General features: G+C 71.4%; 11 protein-coding genes. 5 read left to right on the plus strand and 6 right to left on the minus strand.

All coding sequences use genetic code 11. The features are described 5' to 3' along the window. Together ACH442_RS12845 and ACH442_RS12850 are read right to left on the minus strand one after the other, a co-directional pair. On the minus strand, positions 1–908 hold a 908-nt coding region (locus ACH442_RS12845; protein WP_396338137.1), incomplete at its 3' end, for a DUF6114 domain-containing protein. An 84-nt stretch (positions 909–992) separates the two neighbouring features. Further along, positions 993–1625 carry a DUF6230 family protein gene (locus tag ACH442_RS12850; protein WP_396338138.1) on the minus strand — a complete coding sequence of 211 codons (633 nt, stop codon included), beginning with the start codon at positions 1623–1625 and terminating at the stop codon, positions 993–995. Between the two features lie 486 nt (positions 1626–2111). Here ACH442_RS12850 and ACH442_RS12855 point away from each other — a divergent pair, with 486 nt between their 5' ends. Further along, on the plus strand, positions 2112–4037 hold the full coding sequence (locus tag ACH442_RS12855) for an ATP-binding protein (RefSeq protein ID WP_396338139.1): 1926 nt from the start codon (positions 2112–2114) through the stop codon (positions 4035–4037). On the opposite strand, the gene ACH442_RS12860 is transcribed toward ACH442_RS12855, so the two are convergent. Genes ACH442_RS12860 through ACH442_RS12875 form a run of 4 tightly spaced genes read right to left on the minus strand, consistent with a single transcriptional unit; the run spans position 3985 to position 9899 of the window. Next, positions 3985–5796 (minus strand): amino acid ABC transporter ATP-binding/permease protein, encoded by a 1812-nt coding sequence (locus ACH442_RS12860; protein ID WP_396338140.1) that lies wholly within the window; start codon positions 5794–5796, stop codon positions 3985–3987. The two genes, ACH442_RS12855 and ACH442_RS12860, sit on opposite strands and share 53 nt — an antisense overlap. Before the next feature lie 44 nt (positions 5797–5840). Then, positions 5841–7517, minus strand: a complete 1677-nt coding sequence (gene cydD, locus ACH442_RS12865; RefSeq protein ID WP_396338141.1) for a thiol reductant ABC exporter subunit CydD — start codon at positions 7515–7517, stop codon at positions 5841–5843. Further along, on the minus strand, positions 7514–8509 hold the full coding sequence (cydB, locus tag ACH442_RS12870; RefSeq protein WP_396338142.1) for a cytochrome d ubiquinol oxidase subunit II: 996 nt from the start codon (positions 8507–8509) through the stop codon (positions 7514–7516). The genes cydD and cydB overlap by 4 nt, the downstream gene beginning before the upstream one ends. A gap of 7 nt (positions 8510–8516) precedes the next feature. After that, a complete protein-coding gene (locus ACH442_RS12875) occupies positions 8517–9899 on the minus strand; it encodes a cytochrome ubiquinol oxidase subunit I (RefSeq protein WP_396338143.1) in 1383 nt (460 codons plus the stop codon). A gap of 154 nt (positions 9900–10053) precedes the next feature. Here ACH442_RS12875 and ACH442_RS12880 point away from each other — a divergent pair, with 154 nt between their 5' ends. From ACH442_RS12880 to ACH442_RS12895, 4 genes are all read left to right on the plus strand, one after another. After that, on the plus strand, positions 10054–10833 hold the full coding sequence (locus ACH442_RS12880) for an FAD binding domain-containing protein (protein ID WP_396338144.1): 780 nt from the start codon (positions 10054–10056) through the stop codon (positions 10831–10833). After that, positions 10830–13394: a molybdopterin-dependent oxidoreductase gene (locus ACH442_RS12885; RefSeq protein ID WP_396338145.1), complete on the plus strand. Its 2565-nt coding sequence runs from the start codon at positions 10830–10832 to the stop codon at positions 13392–13394. Before ACH442_RS12880 ends, ACH442_RS12885 begins: the two co-directional genes overlap by 4 nt. A 165-nt stretch (positions 13395–13559) precedes the next feature. Further along, entirely contained in the window at positions 13560–15287 is a 1728-nt protein-coding gene (locus tag ACH442_RS12890) for an L-lactate permease (RefSeq protein WP_396338146.1), read from the plus strand. A 148-nt stretch (positions 15288–15435) separates the two neighbouring features. After that, positions 15436–17016 carry an amidohydrolase gene (locus tag ACH442_RS12895; protein ID WP_396338147.1) on the plus strand — a complete coding sequence of 527 codons (1581 nt, stop codon included), beginning with the start codon at positions 15436–15438 and terminating at the stop codon, positions 17014–17016. Positions 17017–17179 lie beyond the last annotated feature (163 nt).

A 17179-nucleotide genomic window follows, 5' to 3' on the forward strand; every position in this document is an offset into this window, starting at 1 on the left:
GGGGCGGCGGGCGGGGGGTGGGGGCCGGGGGGGGTGGGGGGGCGGGGGGCGGGCCCGGGCGGGCCCGGGGCGGGGGGGGGGGGGGCCGCGGGGCCCCCGCCCCCCCCGGGGGCGGCCGCGCACGCCGAGGCGCCCGCGGACTTCGAGGTGACGGAGGTGGTGATCGACGGCAGGCCGGCCGGGCACTCGTCGTCGGCGCTGGCCGGGAGGCGGCTGCCGATCAGAAACGTGCCGCCCACGAAGGCCGGCACCATGATGATGGCGAGCGCCTTGCGGTTGAGCCCGCGGCGCGGGCCGGGCAGGTCCTCACGCGGGCCCTCGGGCTCGGCCGGGGCCGCGCTGCGCGGCCCCTCGAAACCGGGCAGGATGCTCGGGTCGCTGACCGCGGGAGCGGGCTGGTGCGGGCGGTCGTCGTGCCCGGCGACCTGGATCACCTGCGTGGTCTCACCCGGCCCGGCCTGCGGCTGACCGTTCGCCGGCGGCGAGTACCGCGGCGGGCCGGAGACGTCGGGCGCGTCGTGCGTCGGGGTGCCGGGCGTGGTCGGGGGCGGTGCCCAGGAGACCGCGAGGGCGCCACCGACGATCCCGAAGATCATGCCGAGGCCCCAGCCACCGAAGTTCAGGCCGATGAACGAGTAGAGCGCGGTCAGCAGGCCGATGATGCCGTAGAAGAGGCGCTGGACGGGCGTGACCCAGACCAGGATGCCGGCGACGAACATCAGGACGGGCAGCACGTAGGACAGGAAGCCCTGCGGGCCGATGTGGATCTCCACCGTCATGTCGGTGAAGACCGACAGGTTGGAGCTCAGGAGCAGGAACAGGCCGGACAGTAAAAGGAACAGGCCACCCCAGAACGGCCGGCCCCGCCGCCAGCGGCGGAACTTGCCCCAGAAGTCGTCCGTTGCCACTCGTTCCTCCAGTAGATCTCTTGCCACGGCTCACAAAGGGTGGGGCCCGTGGAGGTCAGCTCCACGAGCCCCGGCAGAACTGGATCAGAAGCACTCGTTGCCGCTGCCGAGCAGCAGCTTGAGGCTCATGCCCTTGAGCTTGAAGCTGGAGGCGGTGGTCAGGTACGCCCGCTGCTTCAAGTTGTCGATGCTGACGCCGGAAGCCTGCTGGCCGAAGCCGCCCTTCTCGCCGTGCGTAGCCGCACCGTCGGCGTTGAGGGTCGAGGCGTCGACACCGATCTGGATGTTCTTGAAGGTGGCGTCACCGCCCAGCTCCGACATGCCGATCAGCAGGTCGTCGGCCTGCACGGCGTTGGCCGCGGAGCCCGAGGGGTTCGAGGCGTCGAACTTGGCGTCCGTGGCGGCCGTGATCTTGAGAGTGATCGGACCGGCGTTCACCGACTGGCACAGGTTGTACAGGTCGGCGTGGTTGATGCCGGACATGGCCGACGGGATGGTGCCGTTCAGCGCACCGCTGTACTGGGTGAAGCCAGTGCCCTCGAGGTGGTCCGCCGTCAGCTTGAACTGCGTGCCCGACACGGTGATGTTCGCGGCCAGAGCACCGGTGCTCAGTGCGACAACCAGGCCGCCCGCCACAGCGGCGGGAACCCCCGCCGCGACGGCGAACCGGCGCCAGTTGGTGCGTCCGGCGGCCGGAGCGCTCTGCGAATCCTCCACGGATCCTCCTATAGAAGAGATGACGGCTCAGCCGATCACACTGTCGATGGCTCGCATCGACGGGCGACACTTCTGCCAACCGTCAACAGTGAGGCGAGTCGATGCCGTCGTCGTAACGTTCGGGAAATGTTGCCGCTCCTGCACGGTGACTACAAGGGCCGGAGCTACTAGTCAGTAACCCGCATCACTCGATTCTGGTCACTCAGCGTGAGGATCCGACCGGGGGTGTCCGGAATTCCGGCTATAAACCCGACAATCGACCCGGGTTCAACGGTGTGGCGGTAACCACAGGTATACGAGGCATTGTTGGTCACGGATCGGTAACGAAGTTCAGAGATCTCTCAGTAACCGCTTTCACCGGCCGTTTTCACAGTCTTCCTCGGTGATCCGGCTGATGTTCTCCTCCACCGAATGGGTAGTCCGACTCATCTCCGGCCGGGAGCCTGCCGATGTGAGGAGCATGACCCGTCTCGAGGAGCTCGGCCGATGAGGCTGCAGCGGCGGCTCAACCTGGGCTTTGCCGCCCTCCTGGTGCTGTTCACGGCATTCCTCGCGGTGCAGTTCGGGGTCGGCGCCCGGGTGCGCGACGGACATCAGCGGACCGCCGCCCGGATCGGCGCGGCCCGGGAGGCCAACCAGCACGCTCTGCAGCGGATGACCGACGCCGAGACCGGGATCCGCGGCTACCAGCTCACCGGCGAACAGCTGTTCCTCGACCCGTACGACACCGGCCGCCGCGCCGCGATCACCGCGCTCGCCCGGGCCGGGCTGCAGAGCCGGGACCCGCAGGCCCGCGAGCTGATCGAGGCCGAGCGGCAGGCGGTCCAGGACTGGCTCGGCCAGTACGCCGAACCGGTCGTGGCCGGTCGGCCGGACGGCACGGACACCCGCAGCGCGCTCGGCAAGCAGCTCTTCGACCGGGTCCGCGCGCTCAACGCCGCCGTCGACGACGCGATCCTCGCGGAGCTGCGCGCCGAGACCGCCGTCACCCGGCGTACCGAACGGCTCCTCGGGGTCGTCTCGGCCGCGCTGGTGCTGGCCGTGCTCGGCGCCGGTTACCTGCTGGTCCGGGTCAGCCGGCGGGAACTGCTGGGGCCGCTCGCCCGGCTCGGCGACACGATCCGGCGCCTCACCGGCGGGGACCTCTCGGCGCGGGCCGAGACGGCGGGCGCGGCGGAGCTCCGTACCGTAATCGAGGCTTTGAATGATCTGGCGGCGCAGACCGCGGAACTCATCGCCGCCGAGCAGGCCCGGACCGCCCGCGCGTGGTTGTGCCAGGCGGTCGTCGGCGAGCTGCAGCAGGAGGACGCCGACCCGCCGGCCATCGGGCATCGGGTGGTGACCCGGATCGGCGGCGCGCTCGCGGCCGACGCGGTCCACGGCGACCTGTTCGTGCCCGGTGCCGGGCAGATCGGCATGCGCTGGCCGGAGGACGCCCCCGACCCGGACCCGGCGATCACCGCCGAGCTGGCCACCGTGCCGCCCGGCCGGCCGATCCCGTGCGGCGGCGGGCTGGCCGTCGCGATCGGCGGCGACAGCGAGTGCCCGGGCGGATACCTGCTGGTCGTGCGTGAGTTCCTGCCCGGCTTCACCGACCCCGAGCACCGGCTGCTGGCCGGCGTGGCCCGGGAGATCGAACGGGCGCTGCGCCAGCGCAGCATCCGCGTCCAGCAGGAGCTGCTGATCAGCGAGCTGCGAATGCTGGACCAGCGCAAGGACGTCTTCATCCAGACCGTCACGCACGAGCTGCGCACGCCGCTGACCAGCATTCTCGGCTACACCGAGATGCTCGTCGACGAGGACGAGGAACTGACGCCGATGCAGACCCGGTCGCTGACCGCGATCCTGCGCAACGCGCACCGGCTGCAGGACACCATCAACGACCTGCTGCTGCTCGACCGCCCGGCGACCGCCGCCGAGGCGGTGACCGAGCCGCTCGACCTGGCCGCGCTCGCCACCACCGTGCAGGGTGAGCTGATCGCGGCCGCGCACGCCAAGGAGCTGGCGGTCACGTTCGACGCCGAGCCGTCCTGGGTCCGCGGCGACCGGGCCCAGCTGCAACGCGCGCTGCGCAAGCTGCTGGAGAACGCGATCAAGTTCACCCCGGCCGGTGGCAGCGTGGCCTGGAGCTGCGCCGCGGACGGGCAGACGGCGACGATCGTGGTCACCGACACCGGCATCGGGATCCCGGCGGAGGACGTGCCCGGGCTGTTCACGCCCTTCCACCGGGCCGGGAACGCGATGGACCAGGCAGTTCAGGGACCCGGGCTGGGCCTGGCGATCGTCCGGGACATCGTGCGCGACCACGGCGGCGGGATCGCCGTGCAGTCGGTGGTCGGCCGGGGCAGCACGTTCACGGTCACGCTGCCCGCGGTGCCGGCGCCGGTCGCGGTGCCCGTCCCGGCATCCTGACCACCCGCAATCCGTCCAGGTCGGCCGTGCGGTGGGTGATCAAGAGGACGGTACGCCCGTCCGCCGCCCCCAGCAGGTCGCGGACCAGCGCCCCCGCGGTCTCGTCGTCCAGGTGCTCGCCCGGCTCGTCGAGGATCAGCACCCGCGCGTCGGTGAGCAGCAGCCGGGCCAGCGCGAGCCGCCGCCGCTGCCCGCCGGAGAGCGCCAGGCCGTGCTCGCCGACCAGCGTGTCCAGCCCGTCCGGCAGGGTCCGCACCCAGTCGAGCAGGCGCGCCCGGTCCAGTGCGGCGAGCAGCTCGGCGTCGGTGGCGGCCGGCCGGGCGATCCGCAGGTTCGCGCCGATCGTGGTGTCGAAGAGGTAGGCGTCCTCCGGCAGATAACCCACGATTTCCCGTACGCGATCAGCCGGCACCGTCCGCAGATCCGCCCCGTCGAGCGTGATCCGTCCGGCGACCGGGTCGAGGAAGCGGACCAGCAGCGCGGCGATCGTGCTCTTGCCGGAGCCGCTCGGCCCGACGAGAGCGACGCGTTCGCCGGGCGCGAGTGTCAGCTCGACGTCCTCGACGGCGGTGCGTCCGCGCGTCCAGGCCGCCGTCACGCCCTCCAGGCGCAGTTCCGGGACTCCGCCCCCGATCGGCGGCGCTGATGCCGCAGCGGCGCTCTCAACCGCCGTAACCGTCCCGTCCTGTCCCTGCCCCAGCCCCCGGCCGGCTCCCCACTGTGCCTCCCGGCGATTGCCGGACTTCCGGGGCCCGGCCGCGACCGTGCCGGGCATGCGGGGCGGCGCCGGGACTCGGCTGGTCTTCGGGGTTGCTTCGAGCTCTTCGCCGCACCCCCGGGAGCCGGCCGGGAGGGGGACCGACCAGAGTTCGGTGAGGCGGCGCAGGGACTCGCGGACGCTGGCCCAGCGCTGGGCGGCGGCCGGCAACGGCCCGGCGATCTCGAAGACCGCCAGGGGAGTGAGCACGACGAGGGCCAGCAGTTCCCCGGGGAGGGTGCCGGCGCGGACGGCGGCCGCCCCGGCGAGCAGCCCGGCCAGCACGGCGATCCCGGTGCACAGAACGGTCACGGCGGAACCGAGGCCGGCGGTCGCGGCGGACCTCTTCGAGGCCGCGGTCAGCTGCCGGTCCAGGTCGGCCAGCTGCGCGCGGTGGCGGTCGACGGCCTCGCCGGCGATCAGATCGGGCATCCCGTGCACGAGGTCGACGACTCCGGTGGCGAGTCCGGCGCGCAGCGGGGCGAGCCGCCCGTCCGCCCGGCGGGCCGCCGCGCGCTGCAGCAGGGGCACGATCACCGCGACGACCAGCAGCGCGAGCGCGAGGGCCAGTCCGGCGACCGGGACCAGCGCGCCGATCACGAGTACCGAGGCGAGCCCGGTGACGGCGGCCACGGCGTAGGGCAGCAGCACCCGCGTGACCAGGTCGAGCACCGCGTCGACGTCGGAGGCGAGCCGCCGGGCCAGGTCAGCGCGGCGGAAGTCGGCGAGCCCGGCCGGGGCGAGCACCTCCAGCCGCCGGTAGAGCCGGACCCGCACGTCGCCGAGCACTCGGAAGGCGGCGTCGTGGCCGAGCAGCCGTTCCAGGTAGCGCAGCACGCCCCGCCCCAGGCCGCATGCGCGGACCGCGACGATCGCGACCATCAGGTGCAGGATCGGCGGGTGCAGCGCGGCCCGCGAGATCAGCCACGCGCTGACCGCGGTGAGCGCCACCGCCGAGCCCGCCGCACCCGCTCCCGCCAGCACGGCGAGGAAAAACCGCACACCCAGAGGGCGAATCGTTCGGTACGCCGTGAGCCCGTCCGTCGTCATGAACACCCCGCGGGAATGCGGCCGACCGTGATCACCCGGTCGGCGAGACTGATCAGTTCCGGCCGGTGGGCCGCCATCAGCACGGTCCGGCCCCGGGCCAGCTCGCGGATGGACGTCATCACCTCGGCCGCGGTGACCTCGTCGAGGTTGGCGGTCGGTTCGTCGAGCAGCACGATCGGTGCGTCCCGCAGGAACGCCCGGGCGAGCGCGACCCGCTGCCGCTGACCCGCGGAGAGCCCGGTCCCCGCGTCGCCGAGGAGCGTGTCGTAACCGTCCGGTAGACCGGCCACGAACTCGGCCACGCCGGCCGCCGAAGCCGCGGCGTGAAAGGGCGCCGCGTCAGGAGACACCGCCGCGTCAGGAGAAGGCGCGGAGGAGGGCGCGGCGGCGTTCGCGGAGGTGGGGAGCCCGAGCGTGATGTTGTCGCGCAGGCTGGCGGCGAGCAGGTGGGGGCGCTGCGGGACCCAGGCGATCCACCGCCGCCAGACGCCCGGGTCGAGTTCGCCGAGCGGAATGCCCCCGACCGTGACCTGCCCGGACACCGGCGTGACGAACCCCAGCAGCACGGACAGCGCGGTGGACTTCCCGCAGCCGGACGGCCCGGTCAGCGCCACGATCTCCCCGGGTTCGACCGTCGCGGTCAGGCGCAGGGCGGGTTCGGCGCGCCCGGGGTAGCGGACCTCGACGTCGTCGAAGACGATCGGCCCGGAGACCGGCAGGCGGGTCCCGGCGGGCGGCACGGGCGTGTCCAGGATCGCGAAGGCCTCCTCGGCGGCGGCCAGCCCTTCGGCGCTGGCGTGGTAGTTCGCGCCGACCTCGCGCAGCGGCCGGTACGCCTCCGGCGCCAGGATCAGCACCAGCAGCGCGGTCTCCAGGTCGAGGTGGCCGGCGACCAGGCGCAGCCCGATGCCGACCGCGACCAGCGCCACCGACAGCGTGGCGAGCAGTTCGAGGACCAGTGAGGAGAGGAACGCGGTCCGCAGCGTGCGCATGGTCTCGGCCCGCTGCTCGGCGCTGATCCGCCGGATGATCCCGGCCTGCGCTTTCGCCCGTCCGAGCAGCTTGAGGGTGGGCAGCCCGGCGACCACGTCGAGGAAGTGGTGGGACAGGCGGGCCAGCAGCCGGAACTGGCGGCGGTTCTGCGCCTCGGTGTGCATCCCGATCAGGGCCATGAACAGCGGGATCAGCGGCAGGGTGACGGCGATCGTGACGGTCGCGGTCAGGTCGGCGGGCAGCAGGCGGGTCAGCACGATGGCGGGGACGAGCAGGGCCAGGACGAGCTGCGGGAGGTACTTCGCGAAGTAGTCGTCGAGCGCGTCCAGACCGTGCGTGACCAGGGCCGCGACCTCACCGGCGGGGCGCTGCCGGCCCGGGCCGAGCGCGGCGAGCTGCGCGACGAGTTTGCCGCGCAGCTCGCTCTTGACCGCGGCCGCCGAGCGGGCCGACGCCAGCTCCTGCAGCCAGGCCACCCCGGCCCGGGCCGCGATCACCAGCGCGAGCAGCAGCCACGACGGGTCGTCGCCGTGCAGGAAGACCGCGGTGATCGCGTTCGCCAGGAGGGTGGCCTGGGCTACCAGCAGAGCGGCGTGGACCGCCCCGAGGGCGACGGTCGCCACCAGGTACGGCCGGGTGCTCCGGCCGTACGCCAGTAGTTTGGGGTTGATCGGTTTCATGCGGGGATGTCACTGAGCTTGAGGCGTTTGCGGAAGATCCAGTAGGTCCAGCCCTGGTAGAGCAGGACGATCGGGGTGAAGAAGACCGCCACCCAGGTCATCACCTTCAGCGTGTACGGCGTCGAGGACGCGTTGTGCACGGTCAGGCTGAACGCCGGGTCGAGCGTCGACGGCATCACGTTCGGGAAGAGCGTCACGAACAGCGCGGCGACGGCCAGCAGCAGGGTCGCCGCGGTGGCCGTGAACGCCCAGCCCTCGCGGCCGGCCCGGGTCAGCGGGATCGCCGTGACCAGCGCGACCGCGGCGAGGGCGGAGAGCGCGATGCCCCAGACGTCGGTGTGCGCGAACCCGGTCCAGATCAGGAACCCGGCCGCGATCGGCACCGCGACCAGCGCCGTCGTCTCGGCGATCCGGCCGGCCTGCTCGCGCATCGGCCCGTCCGTCTTCAGGGCCAGGAACACCGCGCCGTGCAGGGTGAACAGCACGAGCGTGGTCAGGCCGCCGAGCAGCGCGTACGGGTTGAGCAGGTTGAAGAATCCGCCTGCGTACTCGTGGTTCGCGTCGATCGGCACGCCGCGCAGGATGTTGCCGAACGCGACACCCCAGAGGATCGCCGGGATCAGGCTGCACGTGAAGATCGCCGTGTCCCAGCGCTTCTTCCACACGGCGCCGTCGCGCTTGCCGCGGTACTCGAAGGCGAGACCGCGGACGATCAGCGCGACCAGGATGATCAGCAGGGGCAGGAAGAAGCCGCTGAACAGGGTGGCGTACCACTCGGGGAAGGCGGCGAAGGTGGCACCGCCGGCGACCAGCAGCCACACCTCGTTGCCGTCCCAGACCGGGCCGATCGTGTTGATCGCGAGGCGGCGGGAGCGGTCGTCCCTGCCGACGAACGGGAGCAGGATGCCGACGCCGAAGTCGAAGCCCTCGAGGAGGAAGTAGCCGGCCCAGAGCACGGCGATCAGCAGGAACCAGACAGTGGTGAGATCCATGATTTCCTCAGTACGCGAAGGCCAGCGGCCGGTCGTCGGCCTCGTTCTCGACAGGGATGTCCGGGGCTCCGGCGCGGGCGTACTTCAGGAACAGTCCGACCTCGATCACCGCAAGGATCCCGTAGAGCACGGTCAGCACGATCAGACCCGTGGCGGCCTCGCTCGTGGAGACCGACGGTGATCCTGACTCGGACGTCTTGAACAGGCCGAAGACCGTCCACGGCTGGCGGCCCATCTCGGTGAAGATCCAGCCGAACGAGTTGGCCAGCAGCGGCATCGCGACCGTGCCGATCCCGGCGATCCACAGCCAGCGGCCGCGCGCCCGGCGCTCGCCGCGGTTGAACCAGAGCGCGGCCAGGGCGACCAGCATGGCGAGCCCGCCGAAGCCGATCATCAGACGGAACGACCAGTAGGTGATCGGGACGATCGGGGTGTAGTCGCCCTCGCCGTACTTCTGCTCGTACTGCGCCTGCACGTCGTTGATGCCCTCGACCTCGCCGGACGGGCTGCCGGTGGCCATGAACGAGAGGAGCGACGGGATCCGTACGCTCCAGACCTCCTCCTTGCCGTCGAGCGAGCCGATCGTGAAGACCGAGAAGGACGCCGACTCGGTGTTGCGGTAGAGCGCCTCGGCCGCGGCCATCTTCATCGGCTGCTGCTCGGTCATCACCCGCGCCTGCACGTCACCGGTGATCAGCACGCCGACCCCGGCGATCAGCACCACCCAGGCGCCCAGCCGCAGCGACGGCCGGAAGACCTCCTCCTGGTTGCCCTTGCGCAGGTGCCAGGCCGAGACCGCGAGCAGCAGCGCGCCGGCGGTGAGGAAGCAGGCGGTCAGCGTGTGCGGGACCGTGACCAGCGTGGTCTTCTGGGTCAGCACCGCGCCGATGCTGGTCAGCTCGGCCCGGCCGTCACCCATCCTCCAGCCGACCGGGTGCTGCATCCAGGAGTTGGCGGCCAGGATGAAGTAGGCCGACAGCATCGTGCCGATCGACGCCGTCCAGATCGTGGCCAGGTGCAGCTTCTTCGGCAGGCGGTCCCAGCCGAAGATCCACAGGCCGAGGAACGTGGATTCCAGGAAGAACGCGAGCAGGCCCTCCATCGCGAGCGGCGCGCCGAAGATGTCCCCGACGAACCGCGAGTAGTTCGACCAGTTCATGCCGAACTGGAACTCCTGCACGATGCCGGTGACGACACCGATCGCGAAGTTGATCAGGAACAGCTTGCCCCAGAACTTGGTGGCCCGCAGGTAGTGCTCCTTGCCGGTCCGGACCCAGGCCGTCTGGAGACCGGCCACGAGGGCCGAAAGTCCGATCGTTATCGGAACGAAGATGAAGTGGTACACGGTGGTGATGCCGAACTGCCACCGCGAGAGGTCGAGCGAATCCACCTGAGATCCTTTCCGCAACGTCGATCCGAGCCTTGACCAGCAAGTACCTTTCGATCAGGGCCAAAGGTCCCGAGCGCGGGCCGCGGAAGGTCCCACGTCTCGACGACGCGAAAGAACGCCTCGACCGGAAACACACGGCGCGTAGCGTGCGATCGTGGATCTGCACACGGTCACCGCAGTGGTCCGCTCGGCCGCGCCCGGCATGTGGCGCCCCGGGGACGCCTGGCTGGGCGGGGGGACAGCGCTCTTCAGCGAACCACGTCCGTCGATCTCCCGGCTCCTCGACCTCCCGTCCGCGGGCTGGTCACCCATCACCGTGCGTGACGACGGAGTGGAGATCGCGGCGACGTGCACCATCGCCACGCTTTTCCAGACCCTCGGCGCGTACGACGTCGTAGCCCGGTGCTGCCACTCGTTCCTGGCGTCGTTCAAGATCTGGAACGTCGCGACCGTGGGCGGCAACCTCTGCGCGGCACTGCCGGCCGGGCCGATGATCTCGCTCGGCGCGGCGCTCGGCGGGGTGTGCACGATCCTCGGCCCGTCGTCGTCCCGCGAGGTGCCGGTCGCCGAGTTCGTTACCGGCGAGGGGCGAACCGTGCTGCGGGACGGGGAGTTGCTGCGGTCCGTGCGCCTGCCCGCGCTGACCTCGAGGACCGCGTTCCGGCGCGGGTCGCTGCACCGGCACGGGCGTTCCGCCGTACTGCTGATCGGGGTTCGTGATCCTGACGGTGGGCTGACGCTGACCGTGACCGCGGCGACCTGGCGACCGTGGGTCTTCCGGTTCGCCCGGTTCCCTTCGCCGGAGGAGGTCGCGGCGGCGCTGGACGCGATCACCGCGGCGGATCTCGTCGACGACGTGCACGGGCGGCCCGCCTGGCGTGCGCATCTGACCAGGTACTACGCCGAGCAGATCAGGACGGAGCTGAGCACATGAGCGTGGAGATCAACGGAACGGCCCACGAGCGGGCGCCGCGGCCCGGCCAGTGCCTGCGGACCTACCTGCGGGAGGAGGGCTGTCTCGGGGTCAAGAAGGGGTGCGACGCCGGGGACTGCGGGGCGTGCACCGTGCACGTCGACGGGGAGCCCGTGCACTCGTGCGTCTACCCCGCGTTCCGCGCCGAGGGCCGCCGAGTGACGACGATCGAGGGCCTGGCCTCCCCGTCCGGTGAGCTGCATCCGACCCAGAAGGCGTTCCTGGAGGCACAGGGCTTCCAATGCGGATTCTGTACGGCCGGTCTGGTCATGACGACCGCCGCGCTCACCGACGAGCAGCGCGCTGACCTGCCCCGATCGTTGAAAGGCAACCTGTGCCGGTGCACCGGGTACCGCGCGATCGGGGACGCCGTCGCCGGGACGTGCAACGTGGACCCGTTCGGCCCGGCGGTCGGTGCGGCGCTCGGCGCCCCGGCCGGGCCGCAGGTCGTGACCGGGAGCGCGCGGTACACCTTCGACGTGGACGTGCCGGGGGTGCTGCATCTCAAGGTGCTGCGATCGCCGTACGCGCATGCCCGGATCGTCTCCGTGGAGACCGCGGCCGCTCTGCGGGTACCGGGCGTCGAACTGATCCTCACCCACAAGGACTCGCCGGACCGGCTGTTCTCCACCGCGCAGCACGAGAACGTGGCCGAGGACCCGGCGGACACTCGCGTGCTCGACGACGTGGTCCGGTTCATCGGGCAGCGGGTGGCGGCGGTCGTGGCCGACAGTGAGGCGGCAGCGGAAGAAGGCTGCCGGCGGCTGCACGTGGAGTACGAGATCCTGCCGGCCGTGCTCGACCCGGTGGCGGCGCTGGCCGCGGAGGCGCCGCTGGTGCACGGGGACAAGCAGGACCGGAACGTGGTGGGGGAGTTGCACGCGTCGCTCGGGGACGTCGAGGCCGGGTTCGCGGCGGCGGACGAGATCTTCGAGGCGACGTTCCGGACCGGGCGGGTGCAGCATGCGGCGCTGGAGACGCACGGGGCGGTGGGGTGGCTGGACGAGGACGGGCGGCTCGTCATCCGGTCTTCGACGCAGACTCCCTTCCTGACCCGGCGGGCGGTGGCTTCGCTCTATGACCTGCCCCTCGACCGGGTTCGGGTGCTGGCCGGGCGGGTCGGGGGAGGGTTCGGCGGCAAGCAGGAGATGCTTGCCGAGGATCTGGTGGCGTTGGCGGTTCTGCGGACCGGGCGGCCGGTGAAGTGGGAGTTCACCCGGTCGGAGCAGTTCTTCGGGGCCACCACCCGGCATCCGTTCGTGGTGACGGTCAAGGCCGGGGCCCGGCGGGACGGGGTGCTTACCGGGTTGCAGCTGTCCGTGCTGGTGGACACCGGGGCTTACGGGAACCACGGGGCATCGGTGATGTTCCACGGGTGTCACGAGTCGGTGGCGGTCTACAAGTGCGGAAACATGCGGACAGATGCGCATACCGTCTATACCAACACCGTGCCGGCAGGGGCATTTCGAGGGTACGGGCTGGGGCAGGTGACCTTCGCCGTCGAGTCCGTCCTGGACGAGCTGTCGCGCAGGATCGGTATGGACGCGGTTTCGTTCCGCGAGCTGAACGTGGTCCGGGACGGGGATGATCTGACGGCTCCCGGGGATCACGTGGACGACCTGGGGATCGGGTCCTACGGGCTCGACCAGTGCTTGGAGCGGATGCGGGCCTGCCATGACCTCGCGGACACAGCACCCGACGGGTGGCTCGTCGGGGAGGGGATGGCGATCGCGATGATCGCCGCGGGCCCGCCCGGTGGGCACTTCGCCGATGCGTCGATCCGGGCGCTGGGTTCGGGGCGGTTCGAGCTGTCGGTGGGAACCGCGGAGTTCGGGAACGGGAGCACGACCGTTCACGCGCAGATCGCCGCGGACGAGCTCGGGACCACACCCGACAAGATCGTGATCCGGCAGTCCGACACCGATGTGGTGCGCCACGACACCGGGGCTTTCGCGTCGACGGGAGTCGTCGTCGCCGGGGAGGCGGTGCTGCGGGCGGCGCGCGCACTGCGGTCGTCGGGCGGCGATATCGGCCACGGGCACTTCGACGGGACGCCGCGGTCGGTGGCGTTCAACGCGCAGTGGTTCCGCGTCGCGGTCGACCCGGCCACCGGTGAACTGCGGATCCTGCGCAGCGTGCACAGCGCCGACGCCGGGACGGTCATGAACCCGCTCCAGCTGCGCGGGCAGATCGAGGGCGGGGTGGCGCAGGCGCTCGGCGCGACCCTCAGCGAGCACGTCGACCTCGACGCGACCGGGGAGGTGACCACGACGACGTTCCGGCAATACCACCTTCCGACATACGCCGACACGCCGTTCACCGAGGTCCACTTCGCCTCCACCCGCGACGCGATCGGGCCGCTCGGCGCCAAGTCGATGAGCGAGAGCCCGTACAACCCGGTCGCCCCGGCCCTGGCCAACGCCCTGCGCGACGCCATCGGCCTCCGGATGACCGAGCTGCCGTTCACCGCCGACCGCATCTGGCAGGCCATGCGTCAGGGGGATGTCACCCCTTTCGGCTGAGCACCCGCTGTGGCGTGTCGTCCGTAACCCTCGGGTGCACCGGGCCGTAGTGCTGCTCGCGCTTGCCGGTCAGAACCGGCCGGGACCTCGCGCTGTTCTCCGGTGGGCGGTTTCCTCGCGGGAGGTTTGCGATTACATTGCGGGGAAAGTGATCGACGTTCCTGGATGGCTGCCATGGCGGATCTTGTCCTCGCGGAACAGTTCCAGATCGTGACCGATCCCGTCGCGGACTCCGTGGCGCTGTCGGCGATCTTCGCGGTTCTGTCGCTGCTGACGCTGTTCCTGCTGCTCGGGGTGTTCCGGGTCCGGGCCTGGCTGGCCGGTGTGATCTCGCTCGGGGTGGCGCTGATCGTGGCCGTCACCGTGTACTCGATGCCGGTCGGGCAGGCGCTGCTGTCCGCTTCCGAGGGCGCGGCGTTCGGGTTCTTCCCGATCCTGTGGATCGTGATCAACGCGATCTGGGTCTACAACCTGACCGTCGTGAGCGGGCACTTCGACGTGCTGCGGCGGTCGATGGAACGGGTCAGCCCGGACCTGCGGATCCAGGCGATCATCGTGGCGTTCTGTTTCGGGGCGCTGCTCGAGGCACTCGCCGGGTTCGGGACGCCGGTCGCGGTGACCGTGGTGATGCTGATGGCGCTCGGGTTCCCCCCGGTGCGGGCCGCTTCGGTGGCGCTGATCGCGAATACCGCGCCGGTCGCGTTCGGAGCCCTGGCCACGCCGATCACCACGCTCGGGACGGTGACCGCGGGGGCGGCGAGCGACCCGCGGCTGAACGCCGACACGCTCGGGGCGATGGTCGGGCGGCAGACGCCGATCCTGGCCGTGGTCGTGCCGCTCGTGCTGGTCGCGGTGGTGGACGGGCGTCGGGGGGTGAGGCAGACGTGGCCGGCCGCGGTCGTGGCGGGGTTCGTGTTCGGGGCGGCGCAGTTCGTGGCGTCGAACTACATCTCGGTGCCGTTGACGGACATCATCGCCTCGCTGGCGGCGGCTGCGGCGGTGGTCCTGCTGCTGCGCGTGTGGCAGCCGGTGGAGACGCCTGATCTTGCGCTGGCCACGGAGGCGCCGTCCGGTCCCGCGGTTGCACCGGTCGCGCCGACCGCCGGTGCGGGCGCGACGACGGCCGTGCGGCGGGACGCTCCGGCTGAGGTTGTTCGCGCTTATGCCCCGTACGCGATAATTATCGTGATTTTTGCGATCGCCAACCTGGGGCCGGTCAAGGACGCACTCGCGCACGAACCCTGGACTGTCGTCGTCAAGTGGCCCGGTCTGGACGTGCTCGGCGCGAACGGGAAGCCGCTGACATCGACGAACTTCACGTTCGGGTGGCTGCCGGCGGCCGGGACGCTGATGGTCATCGCGGGCGTGCTGACCGCTGTTGTCCTGCGGATCCGCCCCGGCGCGGCGCTGCGGGCCTGCGGGCGGACATATGCCGAATTGCGGCAACCGATCGTCACCGTGATGGCCGTGCTCGCGCTCGCCTACGTGCTCAACCAGTCCGGCCAGACGAACACGCTCGGCGCGTTCCTCGCCACGGCCGGCAGCGTCTTCCTCTTCCTTTCCTCGATCCTCGGCTGGATCGGCGTCGCCGTGACCGGTTCTGATACCTCGTCGAACGCGCTCTTCGGAGCCCTGCAGGTGCAGACCGCCGCGAAGGCCGGCCTGGATCCGGTGCTGCTCGCCGCGGCGAACTCGTCCGGCGGCGTGCTCGGCAAGATGATCAGTCCGCAGAACCTGGCCATCGCGGCCGGCGCGGTCGGCATGGCCGGGCGCGAGGGCGACATCTTCCGCAAAGTGGTGCTCTGGAGTGCGGTTCTGCTGCTCGTCATGTGCATCCTGGTGACCCTTCAGGGCACGCCGGTGCTCGGCTGGATGATCCCTTCAACACCCTGAAGAACCCGATGGGGGTACGGCCGTGGCGTCCGCACCGAATTCACATTTCGTGCCAGGTCGGCACCCGCAGGACTGAACCCGACTGCGCCACGGACGGTAGTCATGGAAGAAGTAATCCTATGGCTACCGTCCGTGAGGGGTGCTCGGCATGACCAGCGCCGACCTGATCCTGATGGCGGACCGGATCCACACGATGGGCTCCGGTCCACAACCGACTGCACTCGCCGTCGCCGGTGGACGCATCGTCGCCGCCGGCGACCGGGCCGCCGCCCGTGACTGGCGCGGGCCGCACACCGAGGTGCTCGACCTGGGTGCTGCCACGATCACTCCCGGACTCGTGGACGGGCACGCCCACCCCGTGATGGGGATCGGATTGACGCGCGGAGTGGACCTCTCCGGCGTACGCACTCTCTCGGATCTGAAGTTGGTCCTGAGAGCGGCCCGGGGCAGCGGCTGGCTCGAAGGGTGGGGGCTCGACCCGAATGCGTTCGGCGGGGCGCCGGTCACGTCCGCGCCGGTGGTCGAGGCGGTGGGGCCGGACGTGCCGGTCTTCCTGCGGATGTTCGACGCGCATTCCGCGCTGGTCAGCCCGCGGGCGCTGGAGGTGGCGGGGATCACCGGGCCGCGCTCGTTCGGGTCCGGCGCGAGCGTCGTCTGTGATGGTGAGGGGAGGCCTACCGGGCATCTGCTGGAGCTCGAAGCGGTCGAGCTGGTGCGCGGGATTCTGCCCGGGGACGCGTTCGCCGACCGGTGTGCGCGGCTGCGGGAGCTGATGGCGCGCATGGCGGCGTGCGGGCTGACCGGTGCGAACGCGATGGACTTCGAGGAGGACTCGCTCGACCTGTTCCGTGCGCTGGAGGCGGACGGGGAACTGCCGGTGCGGTGGCGGTGCGCGCCGTTCGTGATGCCCGGGGCCGCGCTGCCCGAAGTCGTGGAGAAACAGCGGCTGCGCGGGCGGCGCTGGCAGGTCGAAGGCGCCAAGTTCATGATCGACGGGACGGTGGACGGAGGGACGGCCTGGCTCGACGAACCCGACACGCACGGCGAGTCGACGGCGTGCTTCTGGCCCGACCCGGCGGAGTACGCGGCGGCCGCCGGATACCTGGCCGGTCACGGCGTGCCGATCGTGACGCACGCGATCGGGGACGCCGGGATCCGCTACGTCCTCGACACGTTCGCGGCCCTGCCCCGGATGCGCGTGCCGCACCGCATCGAACACCTCGAGACGATGCCGTGCGACCTGATCGGACGGTTCGCGCAGCTGGACGTGACCGCCAGCATGCAGCCGACACACTGCACGCACTACACGCGGGCCGACCACAGCGACAACTGGTCGCGGCGGCTCGGCAAACTCCGGGCCGACCGTGCCTTCCGGGCTCGTGACCTGCGAGAAAACGGGGCTCGGCTGGCACTCGGGTCGGACTGGCCGATCGCGCCGTTCGACCCGCGCGGCATCCTGGCCGCAGCCCGGCTGCGACGGCCCGCGGGCTCGCCGACGACCCCGCCGGTGCTGCCGGAGCAGGCGCTGACCGCGCGGATGGCGCTGGAGGGATACACGACGCAGGCCGCGGCCGCCGCCGGTCAGCCGGACGCCGGCCGGATCGGGGTCGGGTGCCGGGCCGACCTGTCGGTCTTCGAGCTGGACCCGTTGACCGCCGACCCGGACGAGTTCGCCGAATCCGCAGTCCCGCTGACAGTGGTGGCCGGAACGGTGGCTCACCGAGCGTGATCAGCCCGGTGCCGGTCGAGGGCGACGCCGGGAGGCTGATGCGCGGCCGGTGCCCGGGGTGGCGCTCGGCTTGTTCGGTCGCGCCCCGCAGCCGGGTGGGTCTCGCGCGGCGCCCATCCGGCGCTCGTGCGGGTCTCGCGGTGCTCGTGAGGGTCGCGCGGCG

Source organism: Actinoplanes sp. NPDC020271, assembly GCF_044388125.1.
In the GTDB taxonomy this organism is placed as follows: domain Bacteria; phylum Actinomycetota; class Actinomycetes; order Mycobacteriales; family Micromonosporaceae; genus Actinoplanes.